This is a genomic window from Rhodococcus sp. 15-725-2-2b, from assembly GCF_002259075.1.
Classification (GTDB): domain Bacteria; phylum Actinomycetota; class Actinomycetes; order Mycobacteriales; family Mycobacteriaceae; genus Rhodococcoides.
The window spans coordinates 573,532-589,934 of sequence record NZ_NPFL01000006.1 but is presented as its reverse complement, the minus strand read 5'-3'; the positions used below and the strand labels follow the sequence as shown (position 1 = coordinate 589,934).

15 protein-coding genes are annotated in these 16,403 nt (G+C 62.8%); 7 read left to right on the top strand and 8 right to left on the bottom strand.

Annotation, left to right across the window (positions count from 1 at the left end; genetic code table 11):
* Positions 1–15: 15 nt before the first annotated feature.
* The 8 genes from gyrB to dnaA all read right to left on the bottom strand — a co-directional run bounded on the left by gyrB (position 16) and on the right by dnaA (position 10,633).
* Positions 16–2,058 carry a DNA topoisomerase (ATP-hydrolyzing) subunit B gene (gene gyrB / locus CH306_RS08585; RefSeq protein WP_032396991.1) on the bottom strand — a complete coding sequence of 681 codons (2,043 nt, stop codon included), beginning with the start codon at positions 2,056–2,058 and terminating at the stop codon, positions 16–18.
* A gap of 257 nt (positions 2,059–2,315) precedes the next feature.
* Entirely contained in the window at positions 2,316–3,413 is a 1,098-nt protein-coding gene (locus CH306_RS08580) for a PDR/VanB family oxidoreductase (protein WP_094646444.1), read from the bottom strand.
* Positions 3,414–3,445: 32 nt separating this feature from the next.
* On the bottom strand, positions 3,446–4,363 hold the full coding sequence (locus tag CH306_RS08575; RefSeq protein WP_094646256.1) for a metal-dependent hydrolase: 918 nt from the start codon (positions 4,361–4,363) through the stop codon (positions 3,446–3,448).
* A 166-nt stretch (positions 4,364–4,529) separates the two neighbouring features.
* Positions 4,530–5,093 (bottom strand): DUF721 family protein, encoded by a 564-nt coding sequence (locus tag CH306_RS08570; RefSeq protein WP_094646255.1) that lies wholly within the window; start codon positions 5,091–5,093, stop codon positions 4,530–4,532.
* The gene (recF, locus tag CH306_RS08565) at positions 5,090–6,340 is read right to left on the bottom strand and encodes a DNA replication/repair protein RecF (RefSeq protein ID WP_094646254.1); all 1,251 of its coding nucleotides are present in this window, start codon (positions 6,338–6,340) and stop codon (positions 5,090–5,092) included. Before recF ends, CH306_RS08570 begins: the two co-directional genes overlap by 4 nt.
* Positions 6,341–7,267, bottom strand: coding sequence for a phosphogluconate dehydrogenase (NAD(+)-dependent, decarboxylating) (gene gnd / locus CH306_RS08560; RefSeq protein ID WP_032396988.1), 927 nt, complete (start codon positions 7,265–7,267; stop codon positions 6,341–6,343).
* A 65-nt stretch (positions 7,268–7,332) separates the two neighbouring features.
* The gene (dnaN, locus tag CH306_RS08555; RefSeq protein ID WP_032396987.1) at positions 7,333–8,517 is read right to left on the bottom strand and encodes a DNA polymerase III subunit beta; all 1,185 of its coding nucleotides are present in this window, start codon (positions 8,515–8,517) and stop codon (positions 7,333–7,335) included.
* Between the two features lie 583 nt (positions 8,518–9,100).
* Positions 9,101–10,633 carry a chromosomal replication initiator protein DnaA gene (dnaA, locus tag CH306_RS08550; RefSeq protein WP_032397345.1) on the bottom strand — a complete coding sequence of 511 codons (1,533 nt, stop codon included), beginning with the start codon at positions 10,631–10,633 and terminating at the stop codon, positions 9,101–9,103.
* A gap of 621 nt (positions 10,634–11,254) precedes the next feature.
* Here dnaA and rpmH point away from each other — a divergent pair.
* The 7 genes from rpmH (at position 11,255) to rsmG (ending at position 16,391) form a co-directional block, all read left to right on the top strand.
* Positions 11,255–11,398: a 50S ribosomal protein L34 gene (gene rpmH / locus CH306_RS08545; RefSeq protein WP_026347786.1), complete on the top strand. Its 144-nt coding sequence runs from the start codon at positions 11,255–11,257 to the stop codon at positions 11,396–11,398.
* A gap of 30 nt (positions 11,399–11,428) precedes the next feature.
* A complete protein-coding gene (rnpA, locus tag CH306_RS08540) occupies positions 11,429–11,809 on the top strand; it encodes a ribonuclease P protein component (protein ID WP_032396986.1) in 381 nt (126 codons plus the stop codon).
* Positions 11,806–12,135 (top strand): membrane protein insertion efficiency factor YidD, encoded by a 330-nt coding sequence (gene yidD, locus CH306_RS08535; RefSeq protein WP_032396985.1) that lies wholly within the window; start codon positions 11,806–11,808, stop codon positions 12,133–12,135. The genes rnpA and yidD overlap by 4 nt, the downstream gene beginning before the upstream one ends.
* A gap of 4 nt (positions 12,136–12,139) precedes the next feature.
* Positions 12,140–13,231, top strand: a complete 1,092-nt coding sequence (gene yidC, locus CH306_RS08530) for a membrane protein insertase YidC (RefSeq protein WP_094646253.1) — start codon at positions 12,140–12,142, stop codon at positions 13,229–13,231.
* Between the two features lie 25 nt (positions 13,232–13,256).
* Complete coding sequence (locus tag CH306_RS08525; protein ID WP_094646252.1) at positions 13,257–13,925, top strand: Jag family protein; 669 nt, start codon at positions 13,257–13,259, stop codon at positions 13,923–13,925.
* A 1,035-nt stretch (positions 13,926–14,960) separates the two neighbouring features.
* A complete protein-coding gene (locus tag CH306_RS29470) occupies positions 14,961–15,089 on the top strand; it encodes a hypothetical protein (RefSeq protein WP_254923856.1) in 129 nt (42 codons plus the stop codon).
* Positions 15,090–15,713: 624 nt separating this feature from the next.
* Positions 15,714–16,391, top strand: a complete 678-nt coding sequence (gene rsmG, locus CH306_RS08510) for a 16S rRNA (guanine(527)-N(7))-methyltransferase RsmG (protein ID WP_094629016.1) — start codon at positions 15,714–15,716, stop codon at positions 16,389–16,391.
* Positions 16,392–16,403 lie beyond the last annotated feature (12 nt).

Sequence of the window (16,403 nt, the reverse complement as noted above, 5' to 3'; positions counted from 1 at the left end):
CGTGAAGGGAAGTGACTAAACGTCAAGAAAGCGAACATCTTTCGCGTTGCGGGCGATGAAGCTGCGACGCGCGGACACGTCCTCGCCCATCAGCACGCTGAACAGCTCGTCGGCTGCCGCCGCGTCGTCCAGTGTCACCAGACGCAGGACGCGCACCGACGGATCCATGGTGGTCTCCCACAGTTCCTTGGCGTTCATCTCGCCGAGGCCCTTGTAGCGCTGGACGCCGTCCTCGACGTTGATCTTGCGCTTGTTGGCGATGCCGGCCTCGAGCAGACCGTCGCGCTCGCGGTCGGAGTAGGCGAAGTCGGGTTCACCCCGGCTCCACTTCAACTTGTACAGCGGCGGCATGGCCAGGTAGACGTGGCCGTGCTCGATCAACGGTCGCATGAAGCGGAACAGCAGCGTCATCAGCAGGGTCGAGATGTGCTGGCCGTCGACGTCGGCGTCGGCCATCAGCACGATCTTGTGATAGCGAAGCTTGGTGATGTCGAACTCGTCGTGGATGCCGGTGCCGAAGGCGGTGATGATCGACTGGACCTCGTTGTTCTTGAGGACGCGGTCGATGCGAGCCTTCTCGACGTTGATGATCTTTCCGCGCAGCGGCAGGATCGCCTGGAACATCGAATCGCGTCCCGATTTGGCCGAGCCGCCGGCGGAGTCGCCCTCCACGATGTAGATCTCGGACTTGCTCGGATCGTTCGAGCGGCAGTCGGCGAGCTTGCCCGGCAGGCCTCCGATATCGGTTGCGCTCTTGCGGCGCACCAATTCTCGCGCCTTGCGTGCGGCCATCCGGGCCTGCGCGGAGGAGACGGCCTTGTTGATGATGGTCTTGGCGTCGGCAGGGTTCGATTCGAACCAGTGCGCCAGGTGCTCGTTGCATGCCTTCTGCACGAACGACCTGATCTCGGTGTTGCCGAGCTTGGTCTTGGTCTGTCCCTCGAACTGCGGCTCGCCGACCCGCACCGAGATGACTGCGGCCAGACCCTCACGGATGTCGTCGCCGGTGAGCTTGACGTCCTTCTCCTTGACGAGCTTCTTCTCGAGTGCGTACTTGTTCACCGTCGAGGTGAGCGCGGTTCGGAAGCCCTCTTCGTGGGTGCCGCCCTCGTGCGTGTTGATGGTGTTGGCGAAGGTGTGTACCGACTCGGAGTACCCGGCGTTCCACTGCATGGCGATCTCGACCTCGTGGCCCTCACCCTTACCGGTGAAGCCGACGACCGAATTGTGGATCGCGGTCTTGGTCCTGTTGATGTGCTTGACGAAGTCGACCAGGCCGTCCGGGTAGTGATAGGTCCGCTTGCGCACCTTGGCCGGCTTGGCGACGGCCGCGTCGGCCTGTTCTTCCTCGGCGGTCTTGGGTGCCTCGGCCGTCTCACCGAGTTCTTCCTCGGTGGCGTCGGTGGCTGCCACCCGCTCGTCGGTGAAGTTGATGGTCAGTCCCTTGTTCAGGAACGCCATCTCCTGCAGGCGACGATGTACGGTCTCGAAGCTGTAGTCGAGGGTCTCGAAGATCTTGCCGTCGGCCCAGAATCGTACGGTGGTGCCGGTCTCGTCGGTATCGCCGACGGTCTCGAGCGGGCTGGGCTTGGCGTAGTCGTAGGTCTGCTTGTAGCGATGACCGTCGCGCGCGATCTGCAGTTCCACCTTGGTGGAGAGTGCGTTCACCACCGAGATGCCCACGCCGTGCAGTCCACCGGAGACGGCATAGGAGTCGGAGTCGAACTTGCCGCCTGCGTGCAGCTGTGTCATGACGACCTCGACGGTGGGAACACCGGAGGCGTGCATGGCGACGGGAATTCCTCGACCGTCGTCCTTGACCTCGACGCTGCCGTCCTCGTGGATGGTGACGTCGACGGTGGACGCATAGCCGGCCATGGCCTCGTCGACGGAGTTGTCGACGACCTCCCAGATCAGGTGATGCAGGCCTCGTTCACCGGTGGAGCCGATGTACATACCGGGCCTCTTACGAACCGCTTCCAGGCCCTCGAGGACCGTGATGGACGAAGCGCCGTAATCCTTGCTGTTGTCGTTGGTACCTGACTTCTGGGCAGCCACGGTTAGCTGGTTCTCCTTCTACGCGTCCACTACCCCGCTCACACCCCGCAGGGTGCTACCGCAGGGATGGGCGCAGTCGGTTCCGGCCGCGCCCGAGTCCATGCGTTTTTTCCGGGCTTGATGTCGTACCGGTCCATAGTACTGGTTGCCTGCGACAGCATGGGCACGATGACACCCCTAAAAGGCCCCTGATTGCTTCACAGACGCATTTTTTCGATACCGGACGGCAAAGATGAAGGGTAAAACCGGCGATTCGGCTACAGATCGAGCACGATCCGTTCGCCCTCGGAACGCGACACGCAGATCAACATCTCACGCTGCTGCTCCTCGGCCGTGAGCCGATTCTCCCGATGCTGCGGTGTTCCGCTCAGTACTCGAACGCGACACGTCCCGCAGAAACCCTGCTGACAGGAGTACGCCACATCCGGGCGCAGCCGCCGAATGGCATGCAGCGCAGTCTCTTCCGGGCCGACCGTGACGATGTCACCGGAGTCGACGAGTTGGACCTCGAATTCGGCACCGTTCTTCACCGGTGGCGGCGAGAACCGCTCGAAGTGCAGATGCGTTGCGGGCAAGGAGTCGAACGAGGCCCGAACCAGGTCGATCATCGGCGGCGGCCCGCACACGTAGACCGAACCACCCGGTGCCGCGGCACCGAGCAGATCCATGCTCGACGGCATGCCGTCCACATCATCGGTCCGCACCGTGACACGCTCGGCCTCCCAGCCGGCGATCTCGTCGAGGAACGGCATCGATTCACGCGAACGGCCACAGTAGACCAGGTGCCAGTCCATTCCCGTCCGGCGAGCGCGACGGACCATCGAGATGATGGCAGTGATACCGATTCCTCCGGCCACGAACAGTGCATGCTCGGACTGTACGAACGGAAAACCGTTGCGCGGCCCCCGAATCGAGACTTCGGTGCCGACCGGGAGACCGTGCATCTCGCGCGACCCGCCGCCGCCGTCGGGCACCAGGCGCACCGCGATGGAGTACGAGTCGGCATCCGGATCGCCACACAACGAGTACTGCCGACGGCGGCCGGACGGGAGATAGAAGTCCAGATGCATTCCCGGTGCCCACGCAGGCAACACCGCTCCGTCGGCCGCGGCGAACGTCAGTCGGACCACGTGCTCGTCCACGCAGAGCACTTCGCGTGAAACCAAGGTCAGTACGCGGGTCCGTACGACGGGTGGTGCCGCGAACGACGCGTCGTAGTCGTCACCGTCGAGCAGCGCGAACCATTTGTCGAGCGCGTCGGTCACCAGTGACACGGTCTGATCGGGCTCGTCGCGTCCGTACAGATTCTTCGGAATCGTGCGTCCCAGTCGGAACGAGTCCACCTTCTGTGCCATTGCGCCGAGCTTGCTCCGCAACGTGCGTTTGGTCATCGATCGGCGGACCGAGCTGCCGGTGAGGTGGCCAGATACTGCACTGCCTGCGCCGTCGACCCTTCCTGCGAAGGGTGGTACGTGCGCTTGAAGTAGCGCAGCGACGCTTTCACCATCGACATCGGGGTCGGAAACAGACCCGCAGCGGCCACTCGGCGAAACTCTCGGAACGACGGTGTGCGCTGCTTGGCGGGAAGGTGCGCCAGCGTCGGATCCTGGCTCATGAGAAAGCGAACACCGCGGGTCCAGAACCACACGAGCGTGGGCGCGATGACGACGTAGGTTCGGATCCGACGGGCCGGGCGGACGTCGAAGTACCGCATCACCTCGTAGGCCACCGATCGATGCTCGACCTCTTCGGCTCCGTGCCACCGCAGCAGGTCCAGCATGATCGGATCGATGTCCGCCTCGTCCAACGCCGTGGCATTGAGAACCCAATCGCCGAGAAAAGCGGTCAAGTGCTCGGCGGCGGCGATCAGGGCGAGACGTTCGACCAGGCTGTTCTGGCCGTGACCGGACCGGTTTCCGAGAGCACGGCCGAACAGGAACTTCATCTGATCGACGTACGGATCGACGTCGATGCCGTGGGCCCGAAGCTGATCGTGCACATCGGTGTGCGCCTGCGCGTGCATCGCTTCCTGACCGATGAATCCGATCACGTCGTCGCGCAGCTGATCGTCGTGGATGAGTGGCAGCGCCTCCTTGAACGTGCGCACGAACCACTCCTCACCCTCGGGCAGGAGCAGGTGCATCACGTTGATCAGGTGCGTCGCGAGTGGGTTGCCGTCCATGTAATGCAGCGGCAGCGAGTTCCAATCGAACTCCACGTTCCGCGCGTGCAGGATGACGCGATCTTCGGGGGTTCCGTCCACATCGACGGCTGCTGTCGATGTCTTCTTCGTTGGTGCAGACACAACTTCTCCTCGTCCGATGCGCACAGAACAGTAAATCGGTCCCCCGACCGTTGCGTGTCCCGAATCACGCTACGCACATCGACCATGTCACAGCAACACTGGCCCCAACATCTGTTGAGAATCACCTGGACCAGGAGGTTTCGAAAGCGAAGGTTGGGACCTCTCACTATCCGTACGTGTCGCGCGGCCCTCGTCCCCGGACGTGCCGTTCGCCTTTTCTCCAACTCTGGGTCGTCGGACCGGTGATGCGTAGCGAGGTCACCACGCCGTGACCGACGGCGGCAGCGATCTTGGCCAGAATCTGCGACTGCATCAGCCTCAACTGGGTCGCCCACGCCGTGGACTCGGCGGAAATACTCAACACTCCGTCCTTGAGACCGGTGGGGTCCGCATGAGCCGAGATGTCCTCGCCGACCACGCTCGGCCACCGGCCGAGCACCGCGCCCTCCGACACCTTCGCCGACCATCCGCGCTTGGACGCGATCGAGTTCGCCAGCGCCCCGAACGCCTGGGGATCACGGTCGTCCGGCCCGGCTCCCGACCAACCCCGGCGACGACGCCCCCGCAGTGCTCTGACTCCGCCTGTCGGTGACGACCGTCCCTGTCCCACCGATTTGCCGCTGGCCTTGGCTGCGGCCCGGGCGTCCTCGAGTGCTCGACGCGCCAGATCCACGCCTTTCAGTTCCGGTACGTCACCGTTGTCCGTGGGAGCCGCGTCGTCGTCGGTCATCGATCCTCACCTTCCGAACGTGCGATGTCGATATCGTCCGACAAGTCCGAGATACGCGAGATACGTCCTGCTGCACCGGAATCCGGGATCTGCTTCGCTTCCACTCCGTAGCGACGAGCGTCCAGCTCGGGTGGTACGTCCTCGGGTACCGCGGCCGTGATGAGCACCTGCTCGGCACCGGCTGCCACCGTCGCCAGCGCGGCACGCCGTTTGCGGTCGAGTTCGGCGAAGACGTCGTCCAGCATCAGTACCGGATCGGTACCGTCCTCCCGCAACAAGGCAAAGGAGCCGAGCCGCAGAGACAATGCGTACGACCACGATTCACCATGGCTGGCAAAGCCTTTCGTCGGTTGGTCACCGAGCATCAGTTCCAGGTCGTCGCGGTGCGGTCCGACCAGGCAGACCCCGCGTTCGATTTCACGCTGTCTCATCACCGAAAGTTGGTGGAGGAAGGCAGCTTCGAGAACTTCTGTGTCGTCGGGCTCGGGTGCACGGTCGGCATCGGAGAACTCCGGTGGGAGCGCCTCGGCCAGACTGCAGCGATAGGCGACGGCAGCCAACCGCGACTCGGGTGCGATCGAACAGTAGGCCTGTTGCACGAACGGCATCAGCTCGTGCACCAAAGCTATTCTGGCAGCGAGCAATCGAGCTCCGTGCACTGCCAGATGACCATCCCAGACGTCCAGGGTGGCGAGCGCACTCGCGCCGTCGCCCGAGGACGATCCGCGACGCAACGATCCACTCGCCGTCTTGAGCAGAGCCGATCGTTGCCGCAGCACCTTGTCGTAATCGGCACGGACGGTGGCCATTCGAGGAATCCGAGTGGTCAGTAGCTCGTCGAGATAGCGGCGTCGCTCGCCAGGATCGCCGCGCACGAGCGAAAGATCCTCGGGAGCGAACAGCACACTCTGCAACACCCCCAGAATCTCACGGGGGCGCCGCAGCGGAGACCTGTTCATCCGAGCCTTGTTGGCTCTGCCTTCGAGGAGCTCGACATCGATGATCAGTTCGCGACCGTGATTGACCACGGCACTGCCCACGAAGGCCTTGGCAGCACCGGCTCGAATCATGGGAGCGTCCGACGACACACGATGCGAGGACAACGTCGACAGATAGTTGAGCGACTCGAGCAGATTGGTCTTGCCGTGTCCGTTGGGCCCCACGAACACGGTCGAGCCCGGTCCGAGGTCGACGGTGAGATCGTCCCAGGATCGAAAATCGTGCAGCTGCAGAGACCGAACGAACACTTACTCGGTGTTCTTCGGCGCCGGGGCGCGCAGGGTCTCGTCGGCATCGGCCTTCTTCACCGCGTGCCCGCCGAACTGGTTGCGCAGTGCGGAAACAGCCTTCATTGCCGGTGAATCCTCTTGCCGCGACGCAAATCTCGCGAACAGGGCCGCGGAGATGACCGGCGCGGGGACCGCGTGGCGAATGGCCTCCTCGACGGTCCAACGACCCTCACCGGAATCCTCGGTGTAGCCGGAGATCGCACTGAATTCCGGATCCTGGCCCAGCGCTTCGACCAACAGGTCGAGCAGCCACGATCGCACGACCGTGCCCTTGCTCCAGGCTCGCAGTACGCCCTGGACATCCTGCACGAGTTCTTCGGCCTCGAGGATCTCGTAACCCTCGGCGTACGCCTGCATCAACCCGTACTCGATGCCGTTGTGCACCATCTTCGAGTAGTGGCCTGCACCGACCGGACCGGCGTGCACGAAACCGTCCGCACGCTCGCCTTCGGGACGCAAGGCGTCGAAGATCGGCATCGCCCGAGCGACGTGCTCATCCTGACCGCCGACCATCAGGCCGTAGCCGTTCTTCAGGCCCCAGACCCCACCGGATACTCCGGCGTCGATGTAGCCGATTCCCTTGGCGTCCAACAGCTCTGCGTTGGGCTTGTCGTCGGTGAATCGAGAATTTCCGCCGTCGATCACCAGATCGCCCGGCTCGAGCACATCGGCCAGACCGGTGATGGTGTCGCGGGTGATCTTGCCCGACGGAACCATCACCCACACCACACGAGGCGCCGTCAGCGCCTGGGCCAGACCGGCCAGTGACGGAGTATCGGTCACCTCCGGTCGGGGGTCGTAGCCGACTACCTCGTGACCGTGCTCACGCAGTCTCTCGCGCATGTTGAAGCCCATTTTTCCGAGACCGACCAAGCCCAGCTGCATGATGAGGCGTCCTTGTCTGTGTCAGGTGCGAAAGTTCGCGCGGGTTCAACAGTAACCAGACCGGATCAGCCCGGCAGCCTGACCGGCATCAGCAAGTACGTGTACTCGGACTGCGGCGCCGCGAACTTGCCCGCGTCGTCGGGCACCAGTTCCTCGTCCGAGGTCGGCCGCAGCACTGCGGGTCGGCTCGGCGTCGTGAATCCGAACGTGACCTTCTCGCTGTGCAGCGACGACAGGCCGTCGATGAGGTAACCGGGGTTGAACGCGATGGTCAGAGCCTCGCCCTGGAAATCGGCAGGCAGCGCCTCCTCGGCGCGACCTGCATCGTCTCCACCTGCGGAAAGCAACACACCCTCGCCGTTGAACTCCAGTCGAACCTGCGCGCCACGCTCGGCGACGAGAGCCACACGCTTGATCGCCTCGATCAGCGATGCGATCTCGAGGGTCGCCACCGCAGTGTGTTCGGCCGGCAGCAACTGACGGAACTTCGGGAATTCGGCGTCGAGCAGACGCGTCGTGGTGCGGCGCCCATCGCTGACGATGCCGAGCAGCCCGTCACTACCGATGGTCGAACCGGAACCGAGGGCCAGTTCGACGGGTGAGCCGGAGTTACCGCCGAGGGTTTTGGCCGACTCTGACAGGGTCTTGGCCGGGATAAGCACCGCGGTGGTGGTATCGGCACCGGCGGGAGTCCACTCCACCTCTCGAACAGCCAACCGGAAACGGTCGGTGGCCGCGAGAACGACGTTGGTGCCGTCGATCTCGACGCGGATGCCGGTGAGCATCGGCAGTGTGTCGTCCTTGCCCGCCGCCACTGCGACCTGGGCAATTGCCTCGGAGAAGACATCGCCGGCCAGCGAACCGGTGTTGTTGGGCAGCTCGGGGAGCTGCGGGTAGTCCTCCACCGGCATCGTGGGCAGCGAGAACTTGGCGCTGCCGCAGTTGACCAGAACGCGGGTTCCGTCGACGGTGACGTCGACCGGCTTGTTCGGCAACGACTTGGTGATATCGGCAAGTAGCTTGCCCGACACCAGAACTCGGCCGGCAGTGGCAACTTCGGCGGAGACCTTGACCTGAGCGGAGACCTCGTAGTCGAATCCGGAGACCGTCAGACCCTGCTCGTCGGCGGCAAGAAGAACTCCACCGAGAACGGGAACGGGTGGCCGGGACGGCAGGCTACGAGCCACCCACGCGACGGAATCGGAAAAATCTTCACGAGCAACGCGAAACTTCAAACTTCCAAGCTCCATCGCTCGGCATTTCCTCTCGTTCGGTGGCGTTCGTCTTCACGATCCGGCGGTGCAACCACGATGGTTGCCGCTCGAACCGATGCAACGACGAGTGTGGCACATCCAGCGCAAGCACACCGTATGCCCTCCGAACCGGAGACGGAAGCGCGAGGGTCTCGCCGAACTCGGGATTCGGGTGTCCCCGAGGGGCCTGTGAACGGATCGTTCCCCAACACCTGTTTTCAAAGAAGTTCTTTCAAGGAGAAAACAGAAGTATTAATAGGTCCTGTGGAATCTGTGCACGGACCACTCGATCCGCTGGTGGCCGAGCGTGGTGTCGTGGGGATGAACTCGGGACCAATTCGTGGTTGACGAACCGCTGCCTGTGGACGAATCACATCGGTGCACAGGCGCCCACACTCCATCCCCAGAACTTCGATGTTGTCCACATGGTTATCCACAGGTGTGAATCAATGGTCGACGCCTCGAAAAATCACCGAATCCGCGTCGGGAATCGGTCCGCCGAACGACGAGAAAAGCACGACGGCACCGAACCCGCGATGGGATTCGGTGCCGTCCGACGAGTCGGTCCATGCCGGGTCGTCTACCTCTTCGAGCGCTGCTTGATCCGCGCCGTCAGCTCCTGAACCTGGTCGTAGACCTTGCGACGCTCGGTCATCTCCTTGCGGATCTTCTTGTCCGCGTACATCACCGTCGTGTGGTCGCGACCGAACGTCTGGCCGATCTTGGGCAGCGACAGATCGGTGAGCTCACGGCAGAGATACATCGCGATCTGCCTGGCCATGGCCAGTGCTCGGGCCTTACCCGGACCGCACAGGTCCTCGATGGACGTGTTGAAGTACTCCGCGGTCACGGCCATGATCGTGGCCGCGTTGATCTCCAGACTCGACGAATCGGGGATGAGATCGCGCAGGACCACCTCGGCCAGGGTGAGGTCGAGTGCCTGTCCGTTCAGCGATGCGAAGGCCGTCACTCGAATGAGGGCACCTTCGAGCTCACGAATGTTGCGTTCGATCCGGCTGGCGATGAGCTCGAGCACGTCGTGCGGCACATCGAGCCGATCCATCCGAGCCTTCTTGCTCAGAATTGCGATTCGCGTTTCGAGCTCGGGTGGCTGCACATCGGTGATCAGGCCCCACTCGAAGCGGGTACGAAGTCGCTCCTCGAGCGTGGCCAGTTGCTTCGGTGGCCGGTCGGACGAGACGACGATCTGTTTGTTCGCGTTGTGCAAGGTGTTGAAGGTGTGGAAGAACTCCTCCTGGATGCCTTCCTTGCCTTCGATGAACTGGATGTCGTCGACGAGCAGCACGTCGGTCTCCCGGTAGCGGCGCTTGAACGCCACCTTCCGGTCGTCACGAAGACTGTTGATGAAGTCGTTGGTGAATTCCTCGGTCGAGACGTACTTGACGCGCATGCCCGGGAACAGCCGCTGCGCGTAGTGGCCGGCCGCGTGCAGCAGATGCGTCTTGCCCAGACCCGACGCCCCCCAGACGAACAGCGGGTTGTAGGCGCGAGCAGGTGCCTCGGCGATGGCCACCGCGGCTGCGTGTGCGAATCGATTGGAGGCACCGATGACGAACGTGTCGAAGGTGTACTTCGAGTTGAGGCTGTTGGCGCCCGAGGACGGTGGCGTCGAGTCGGGAGGCTTGGTGAAATACGTCGGCCAGGAGTTCTGGACGCTGGCCAAGGCCTCGCGTTCGTCGTCGACCTCTTCGTAGTCGGCGGTTTCGGAGTCCGACGGCTCGTCGTCTCTGCTGGTCAGGATTCGGCGCCGGTAGGTAGGAGAACTGACTGCATCGGGGTACGTGGATCGCTCGGCTTCGATCTTCTCGTCCTCGGGAGCCGAGATACGCACACCGAGTCCCTCGACACCCTGTCCCAGGTGACGCCCGAGGGCGCCCAGGATGGGTTCGCGAAGATCTCGCTCGATCGCTTCCTGCGCGAAGGTCGACGGAACTGCGAGCAGTGCGAACCCCTGCGTCAAGGTCAGCGGTTTGACCAGCGCGAGCCAGGCCTTCTGGCCTTTGGTCAGCGGCGACCCACTGTGTCGGTCGGATGTGAGCTCCGCGACCACCTCGGGCCAGATGCGCGCGAGCGCATCCGGATCGTCGTTCACGTTGGGCCCTCCGTCGTCGAGCATTGGTCTCGGGCGGTGTTCGACGCGTGAATTCGTGCGTCGTTTCGTACCCGCGCAGCAACAGCGTCGGATAGCGTCGTCGTTCGTGCGTCGCTGCGGCCGAGACCAGGGTCCGTGGGTGGACCCCGCAAGGTACGAATATGCCACCTGAACTGTGTTTCCACACAATTATCCACAGGTGTGGATAAACGACAACGATGTGACCCCAGAACGCGTTTCGGTTCGTGGTATGGCGCTTGCGACAGTCTGACCTGCATCGATGCCGACTGTGTGTCGTGCGATCGGACGAATTGTGTCGCAGAGCCTGCTCGTTCGGCGACGATGTCGAGCACCGTCGCACCATCGGTGGCCCCGGACCGTCACTGCCTGTGCATGAACGACGGCACGGTGCGCTCGAGAGCGAGTTTGACCGGCAGTGACTCGATCAGTACTCTCGAACAGTCACCCAATAGCGAGGTGGCCGATGCTTGCTGGCTGCTCACAGTCTGTCTTCACTCGGATTTCTCGCTCGGGAGGCTAGCGACTTCATCCGAACTCGCTGAGAACCTTTACAGCAGGCGCCGACAGATCGGCGTCGTCGAATCTCGAGGAGTGTTGACCGTGGCCAAGGGCAAGCGGACGTTCCAGCCGAACAATCGCCGCCGCGCGCGCGTTCATGGCTTCCGTCTTCGTATGCGTACCCGTGCGGGTCGTGCAATCGTTTCCGCACGTCGCGGCAAGGGCCGTAAAGAACTCACAGCCTGATATCTGTTCGTCCGAAGCTTGGAGCTCGGGATGCTTCCTGAGCCGAATCGACTACACCGAGCACGTGATTTCTCCGTAGCGGTGCGTCGAGGACGCCGAATGGGTAGATCGGATCTTGTGGTTCACGCCGTCGTGCGTGACGAACAGGACATCGCATCGACCGTTCGCGGGCCACGATTCGGATTGATCGTCAGCAAGGCAGTCGGGCCGGCCGTAACTCGTCATCGAGTTGCGCGCCGGCTTCGGCATATCTGTACCGACGTCATCGGTGAGCTCCCCGAGACCACCGACGTGGTGATCCGTGCACTGCCCGGAGCCGCGCGCGCGTCCTCGGCAGATCTATCGATTCAACTGCGTTCAGGATTGAAGAAGCTCGGTCTTCTCGAAGCTCCGAAGGGTCCGCCGTCATGACATTCATGGGCAACCTTCGTTCCATTCCTGCTCGAACACTCGTCTACGTCATCGGGTTGTACCGGACATACGTGTCCCCGATGAGACCTCCCACCTGTCGCTTCTCCCCCACCTGCAGCGAGTACGCCATCGAGGCACTCCAGGTGCACGGAATGACGAAGGGCTCGTTGCTGGCAGTCGTCCGCCTCCTCAAATGTGCTCCCTGGCACTCTGGAGGGTGGGACCCGGTACCCGAACCCGGTAGGTGGCGCGCGATCGTCACCGAACCTACCGAAACCGAAGAACACCACGATCTCGTGCGAGTGGAAGAACAGAGGAGTACATAGAGCCGTGCTCGACTTCATTTACTACCCGGTTGCCTGGATTCTCTGGGTGTGGCACAAGGTGTTCGGCTTTGTGTTCCAGGATCCCAGCAATGGGTTCGCCTGGGCACTGTCCGTCGTCTTCCTGGTCTTCACCCTCCGCCTGATTCTGTACAAGCCCTTCGTCAAGCAGGTTCGCACCACGCGGCAGATGCAGGAGCTACAGCCGCAGATCAAAGCGCTGCAGAAGAAGTACGGCAAAGACAAGCAGAAGATGGCCGTCGAGATGCAGAAGCTCCAGAAGGAGCACGGCTTCAATCCGCTGATGGGCTGCTTGCCGGTGCTGGCGCAGGCGCCTGTGTTCATCGGCCTGTTCCACGTACTGCGCTCGTTCAACCGCACCGGTACCGGTTTCGGTCAGCTCGGGTTGACTCCCGAGGAGAACCGCGAGCTGTCGAACTACGCGTTCAACGTGGCGGACGTGCAGTCCTTCCTGGACGCCCGCCTGTTCGGTGCACCGATCTCGGCGTGGATCACGATGCCGCAGGACCAGCTCAATGCATTCGCCGTAGGACCGGATGCGACCATTCCGTCCACCTGGGTCATCGCAGCAGTCTCCATCCCGCTGATGATCATCGCGGCCATCATGACGCACCTGAACTCGCGCGCATCGGTCGCGCGTCAGAGCGCGGCGGCCGCAGCGAACCCGCAGTCCGCGATCATGAACAAGCTCGCGCTGTACGTCTTCCCGCTCGGTGTTCTCGTGTTCGGTGCCCTGCTGCCCGTCGCGATCCTGCTGTACTGGGTCAGCAACAACACCTGGACCTACGCGCAGCAGCACCTGGTGTTCGGAAAGATCGACAAGGAAGAAGCCGCGAAGGTCGCTGCCGCAGTGGAGAAGCGTTCCGAGAACGCGCCCAAGCCCGGTGTGAAGCCGGTATCGACCACCAAGCCGAAGCCAGGTGCTCGTCCCAAGCTCTCGAAGATGACGCCGACGAGCGATTCGTCCGTGGCGGAGACCGCCGATGGCAGTTCCGGTTCGACGACCGGTGCCACAACGCCGGCGAAACCGAGACCGCAGGCGAACCGGAACAAGTCGACCAAGCGCAAGCGGCGCTGACCGACACGTCGAGAGAAGGACGAACATGGCAGCGGACGTAGAAGAAGCACAGAACGACGAAGTACGGACAACCGGCGCGGTATCCGGGGATGGAGCGAGTGACGTGGTGGTCGAGGCCGATCAGGTGGGTGCAGTCGACGCGGAGGCAGATCAGGCTCCTGTGGTCGAGGAATCCGATGACTCGGGAGTGGTCGAGGACAAGACCGACGAGGATGACGAGGACGAGGACGACGAAGATTATCTGGTCGAGGAAGGCGAGATTGCCGGCGACTACCTCGAGCAACTTCTGGACGTCCTGGACTTCGACGGCGACATCGATCTCGACGTGGAGGGTGATCGCGCGATCGTCAGCATCGACGGCGGCGACGATCTCGCCAAGCTCGTCGGTCGCAAGGGCGAAGTTCTCGATGCACTGCAGGAGCTGACTCGCCTCGCCGTTCAGCAGTCGACGGGTGAGCGCAGCAAGCTGATGCTCGACGTCGCCGGCTGGCGCGCCAACCGGCGAACGGAACTCGGCAACCTCGGTGCCGAAGCAGCGCGGCGCGTTCTCGAATCCGGTGAACGCGAAGAACTGACCCCGATGACTCCGTTCGAGCGAAAGATCGTGCACGACGCGGTCGCCAAGATCGACGGCGTCGCGAGCGAAAGCACCGGCGTCGAGCCGGCCCGACGAGTAGTCGTCGTCAAGGCGTAACTGAGCCTCCCAGTCGATGGCCCCCACTTCGGTGGGGGCCATCGTCGTATCCGGATGTAGCCGCACATCCTGGCAAATATCATCGATGTAATTTGTGCGCCGAGCAGACGACGATGTTGCCGGTTCGATCGATTTCCTCGCCGAATTACCAGATCCAGGCATCCAGTGCGCTTTCGTCACTGTGACGGCAACTATGGCGGTGTGACGCGTCGGTATCGAGCGCACATTGTGCGGAATGTTTCACGTGAAACGTGCGACATCGATGTCGTCATCGTCCAACCATGTTGCGTCCGTCGCAGTGCTGTTCTCGCGGACGCTGGTTCTAGGCACCGCGCACACTGGGCCGTCGTGACGTTCGTTCTCTGATGAAGTTGAGACATTTCGACTGCTATTCGAGACGGTCCGGAGCCGGGGCGGTTTCACGTGAAACAGTCCGATGCCAGTTGGGTGTCCGGATCGAGTTCGGCGCAGCAGTGAAACTGAGTTCGAGACACTCAGCGAAGAAATTAGCGACGGGCATCGATCGCGCAGGGTGTGTGCCGACGATCCGGCCGAGGGCATATACGTGGGACAGGACATCCGGCCGTCGCTGTGGGATTCGATGTCGGCAAAGATCGGCGTTGCCGGGATTCGGAGACAGACAACAGCGGGCCCGGGCTCATGGACGATCCTTCCGACGACGATGCGACTCACCTTGGACAGTCGCGCATCGATCGTTGTGAAGGTCGAGAGAATCGTTCGACTGCTGTAGCCGCGGCGGGAACTCCAGCGCGATACGAAGTGCCCGTACCGCGAAGCCGACGATGAGGCGATACTCGCGGCGTTGTCGATCTTCGAGAGGGTGCCCGTCGACATCTCCGCGGGCTCGATTCGGGGACATGAGCGAGGGCCGACGATGTGCTCGAGACAGTTGCACGGGAGCACTCGTCCAGCGATCGACTGTGTACGACTGCTGACCCATCCGGCTGATCCACATGCAGTGTGGGTGCGTCTGGAGTTCGGGTGCAGCGGCTGGGTGCTCGAGGCGATCGCGATGTGATCGAGATCGAAACTGTGGACTCTCCCCCGTCCGTGCCCGGCCGCGAGATCGAGGATCTCCGAGACGCCATTGCGGCCGAGAATGTCTGCGGTGTGCATCGGCTACCCGCGATCGTTCTGCGATGACGTTTGACGCGGGGCTGAGCAACGGTGGGTCGGTTTCACGTGAAACCTCGTTCTCGAGGATCCGCGTCATCAAGGCGTAGCGCCACCGACTGTGATCGTTCGCCGACGGGATGGACCCGTCCCGCGGTATCGGTACGGCGACGTTGGTGTGGATCGCACCGGGCCCATTCGGTTGGATTCTGGAGGCTGCTGCCAGGTGCGGACGAACCGATCGATTGCGTCGGCTCTTCTCCCATCGACTTGTTGCTCAGTCGACGAACGTGTGCCCTATCGAGTCGGTGCGCGGTAGGCGATTGAGTGCCATCGATGGGAGGTGAAGTTTCACGTGAAACATGATGTGGGGCCGGTGGACCTCGATTCGTCGACAGGACCGAGTCCGTCGGGGATGGATAGGTCGGCCTGATTCTGATTGGGGCTGGAGATCATTGATTCGAGCGCACGGGCGGATCGGTTTGCTCGGACGGACCTGGCCGAAAACCGGCTGGCTCGCCAATCGTGACTTGCTACGGCTCGGTCCGAAGGGAGCCCGCACGGCGCCCGTGGTGTCGCCAATTCCGGTGCGAAAGTCGCAATCCGCCGAGTTACAGCGATGTCGTTTGGCGTTCCGCGCTCGGGCACGGGAAGATGTTTCACGTGGAACAAGAAGGCTCGGACAGCAACCAAGTGATGGCCGTGGCAGAGCAGATCTTCGGTGACCGGCTCGAGTTGGCACGGAGGTATCACGACTCGTTGGCAACGGCAGGCGTCGAACGAGGACTCATCGGACCGCGTGAAGTTCCACGGCTCTGGGAGCGACACATCCTCAACTGTGCGGCGATCGGTGAGCTCATCGATGAAGGCGAGACCGTCGTGGACATCGGCAGCGGCGCGGGCTTGCCCGGGATCCCGCTGGCGATCGCGCGACCCGATCTGCGCGTGACACTCGTCGAGCCCCTCCTCCGGCGGACCGTGTATCTCGCCGAGTTCATCGAGGAACACGATCTGAACATCTTGGTCGTGCGCGGCCGCGCGGAGCAGCCCGGCGTCAAGAAGGAAGCCGGCGGCGCCGACGTGGTGACGTCGAGGGCGGTGGCACCTTTGGAAAAGCTTGCAAAGTGGTCGCTGCCTCTCGTTCACGAGCACGGTCGAATGCTGGCTCTGAAGGGTTCGAGCGCCGCTGAAGAGATCGAACGTGACCGGGCTTCCCTCGCTCGGATGGGTGCTGGCAAGCTGGAGGTAGTGGAGTGCGGAGTGGGGCTGTTGCCCACTCCCACCATTGTCGTCAGAGCGGTGCGTGAGCCGCGGAGACTGAGTCGTCACTGAAGTCGATTGCGG

Coding starts and splice junctions, on each gene's coding strand:
- CH306_RS08580 (WP_094646444.1), bottom strand. CDS start 3,413: ATGGCACAGAAGGTGGACTCGTTCCGACTGGGACGCACGATTCCGAAG.
- CH306_RS08570 (WP_094646255.1), bottom strand. CDS start 5,093: ATGACCGACGACGACGCGGCTCCCACGGACAACGGTGACGTACCGGAA.
- gnd (WP_032396988.1), bottom strand. CDS start 7,267: ATGCAGCTGGGCTTGGTCGGTCTCGGAAAAATGGGCTTCAACATGCGC.
- dnaN (WP_032396987.1), bottom strand. CDS start 8,517: ATGGAGCTTGGAAGTTTGAAGTTTCGCGTTGCTCGTGAAGATTTTTCC.
- rnpA (WP_032396986.1), top strand. CDS start 11,429: ATGCTTCCTGAGCCGAATCGACTACACCGAGCACGTGATTTCTCCGTA.
- yidD (WP_032396985.1), top strand. CDS start 11,806: ATGACATTCATGGGCAACCTTCGTTCCATTCCTGCTCGAACACTCGTC.
- CH306_RS08525 (WP_094646252.1), top strand. CDS start 13,257: ATGGCAGCGGACGTAGAAGAAGCACAGAACGACGAAGTACGGACAACC.
- rsmG (WP_094629016.1), top strand. CDS start 15,714: ATGTTTCACGTGGAACAAGAAGGCTCGGACAGCAACCAAGTGATGGCC.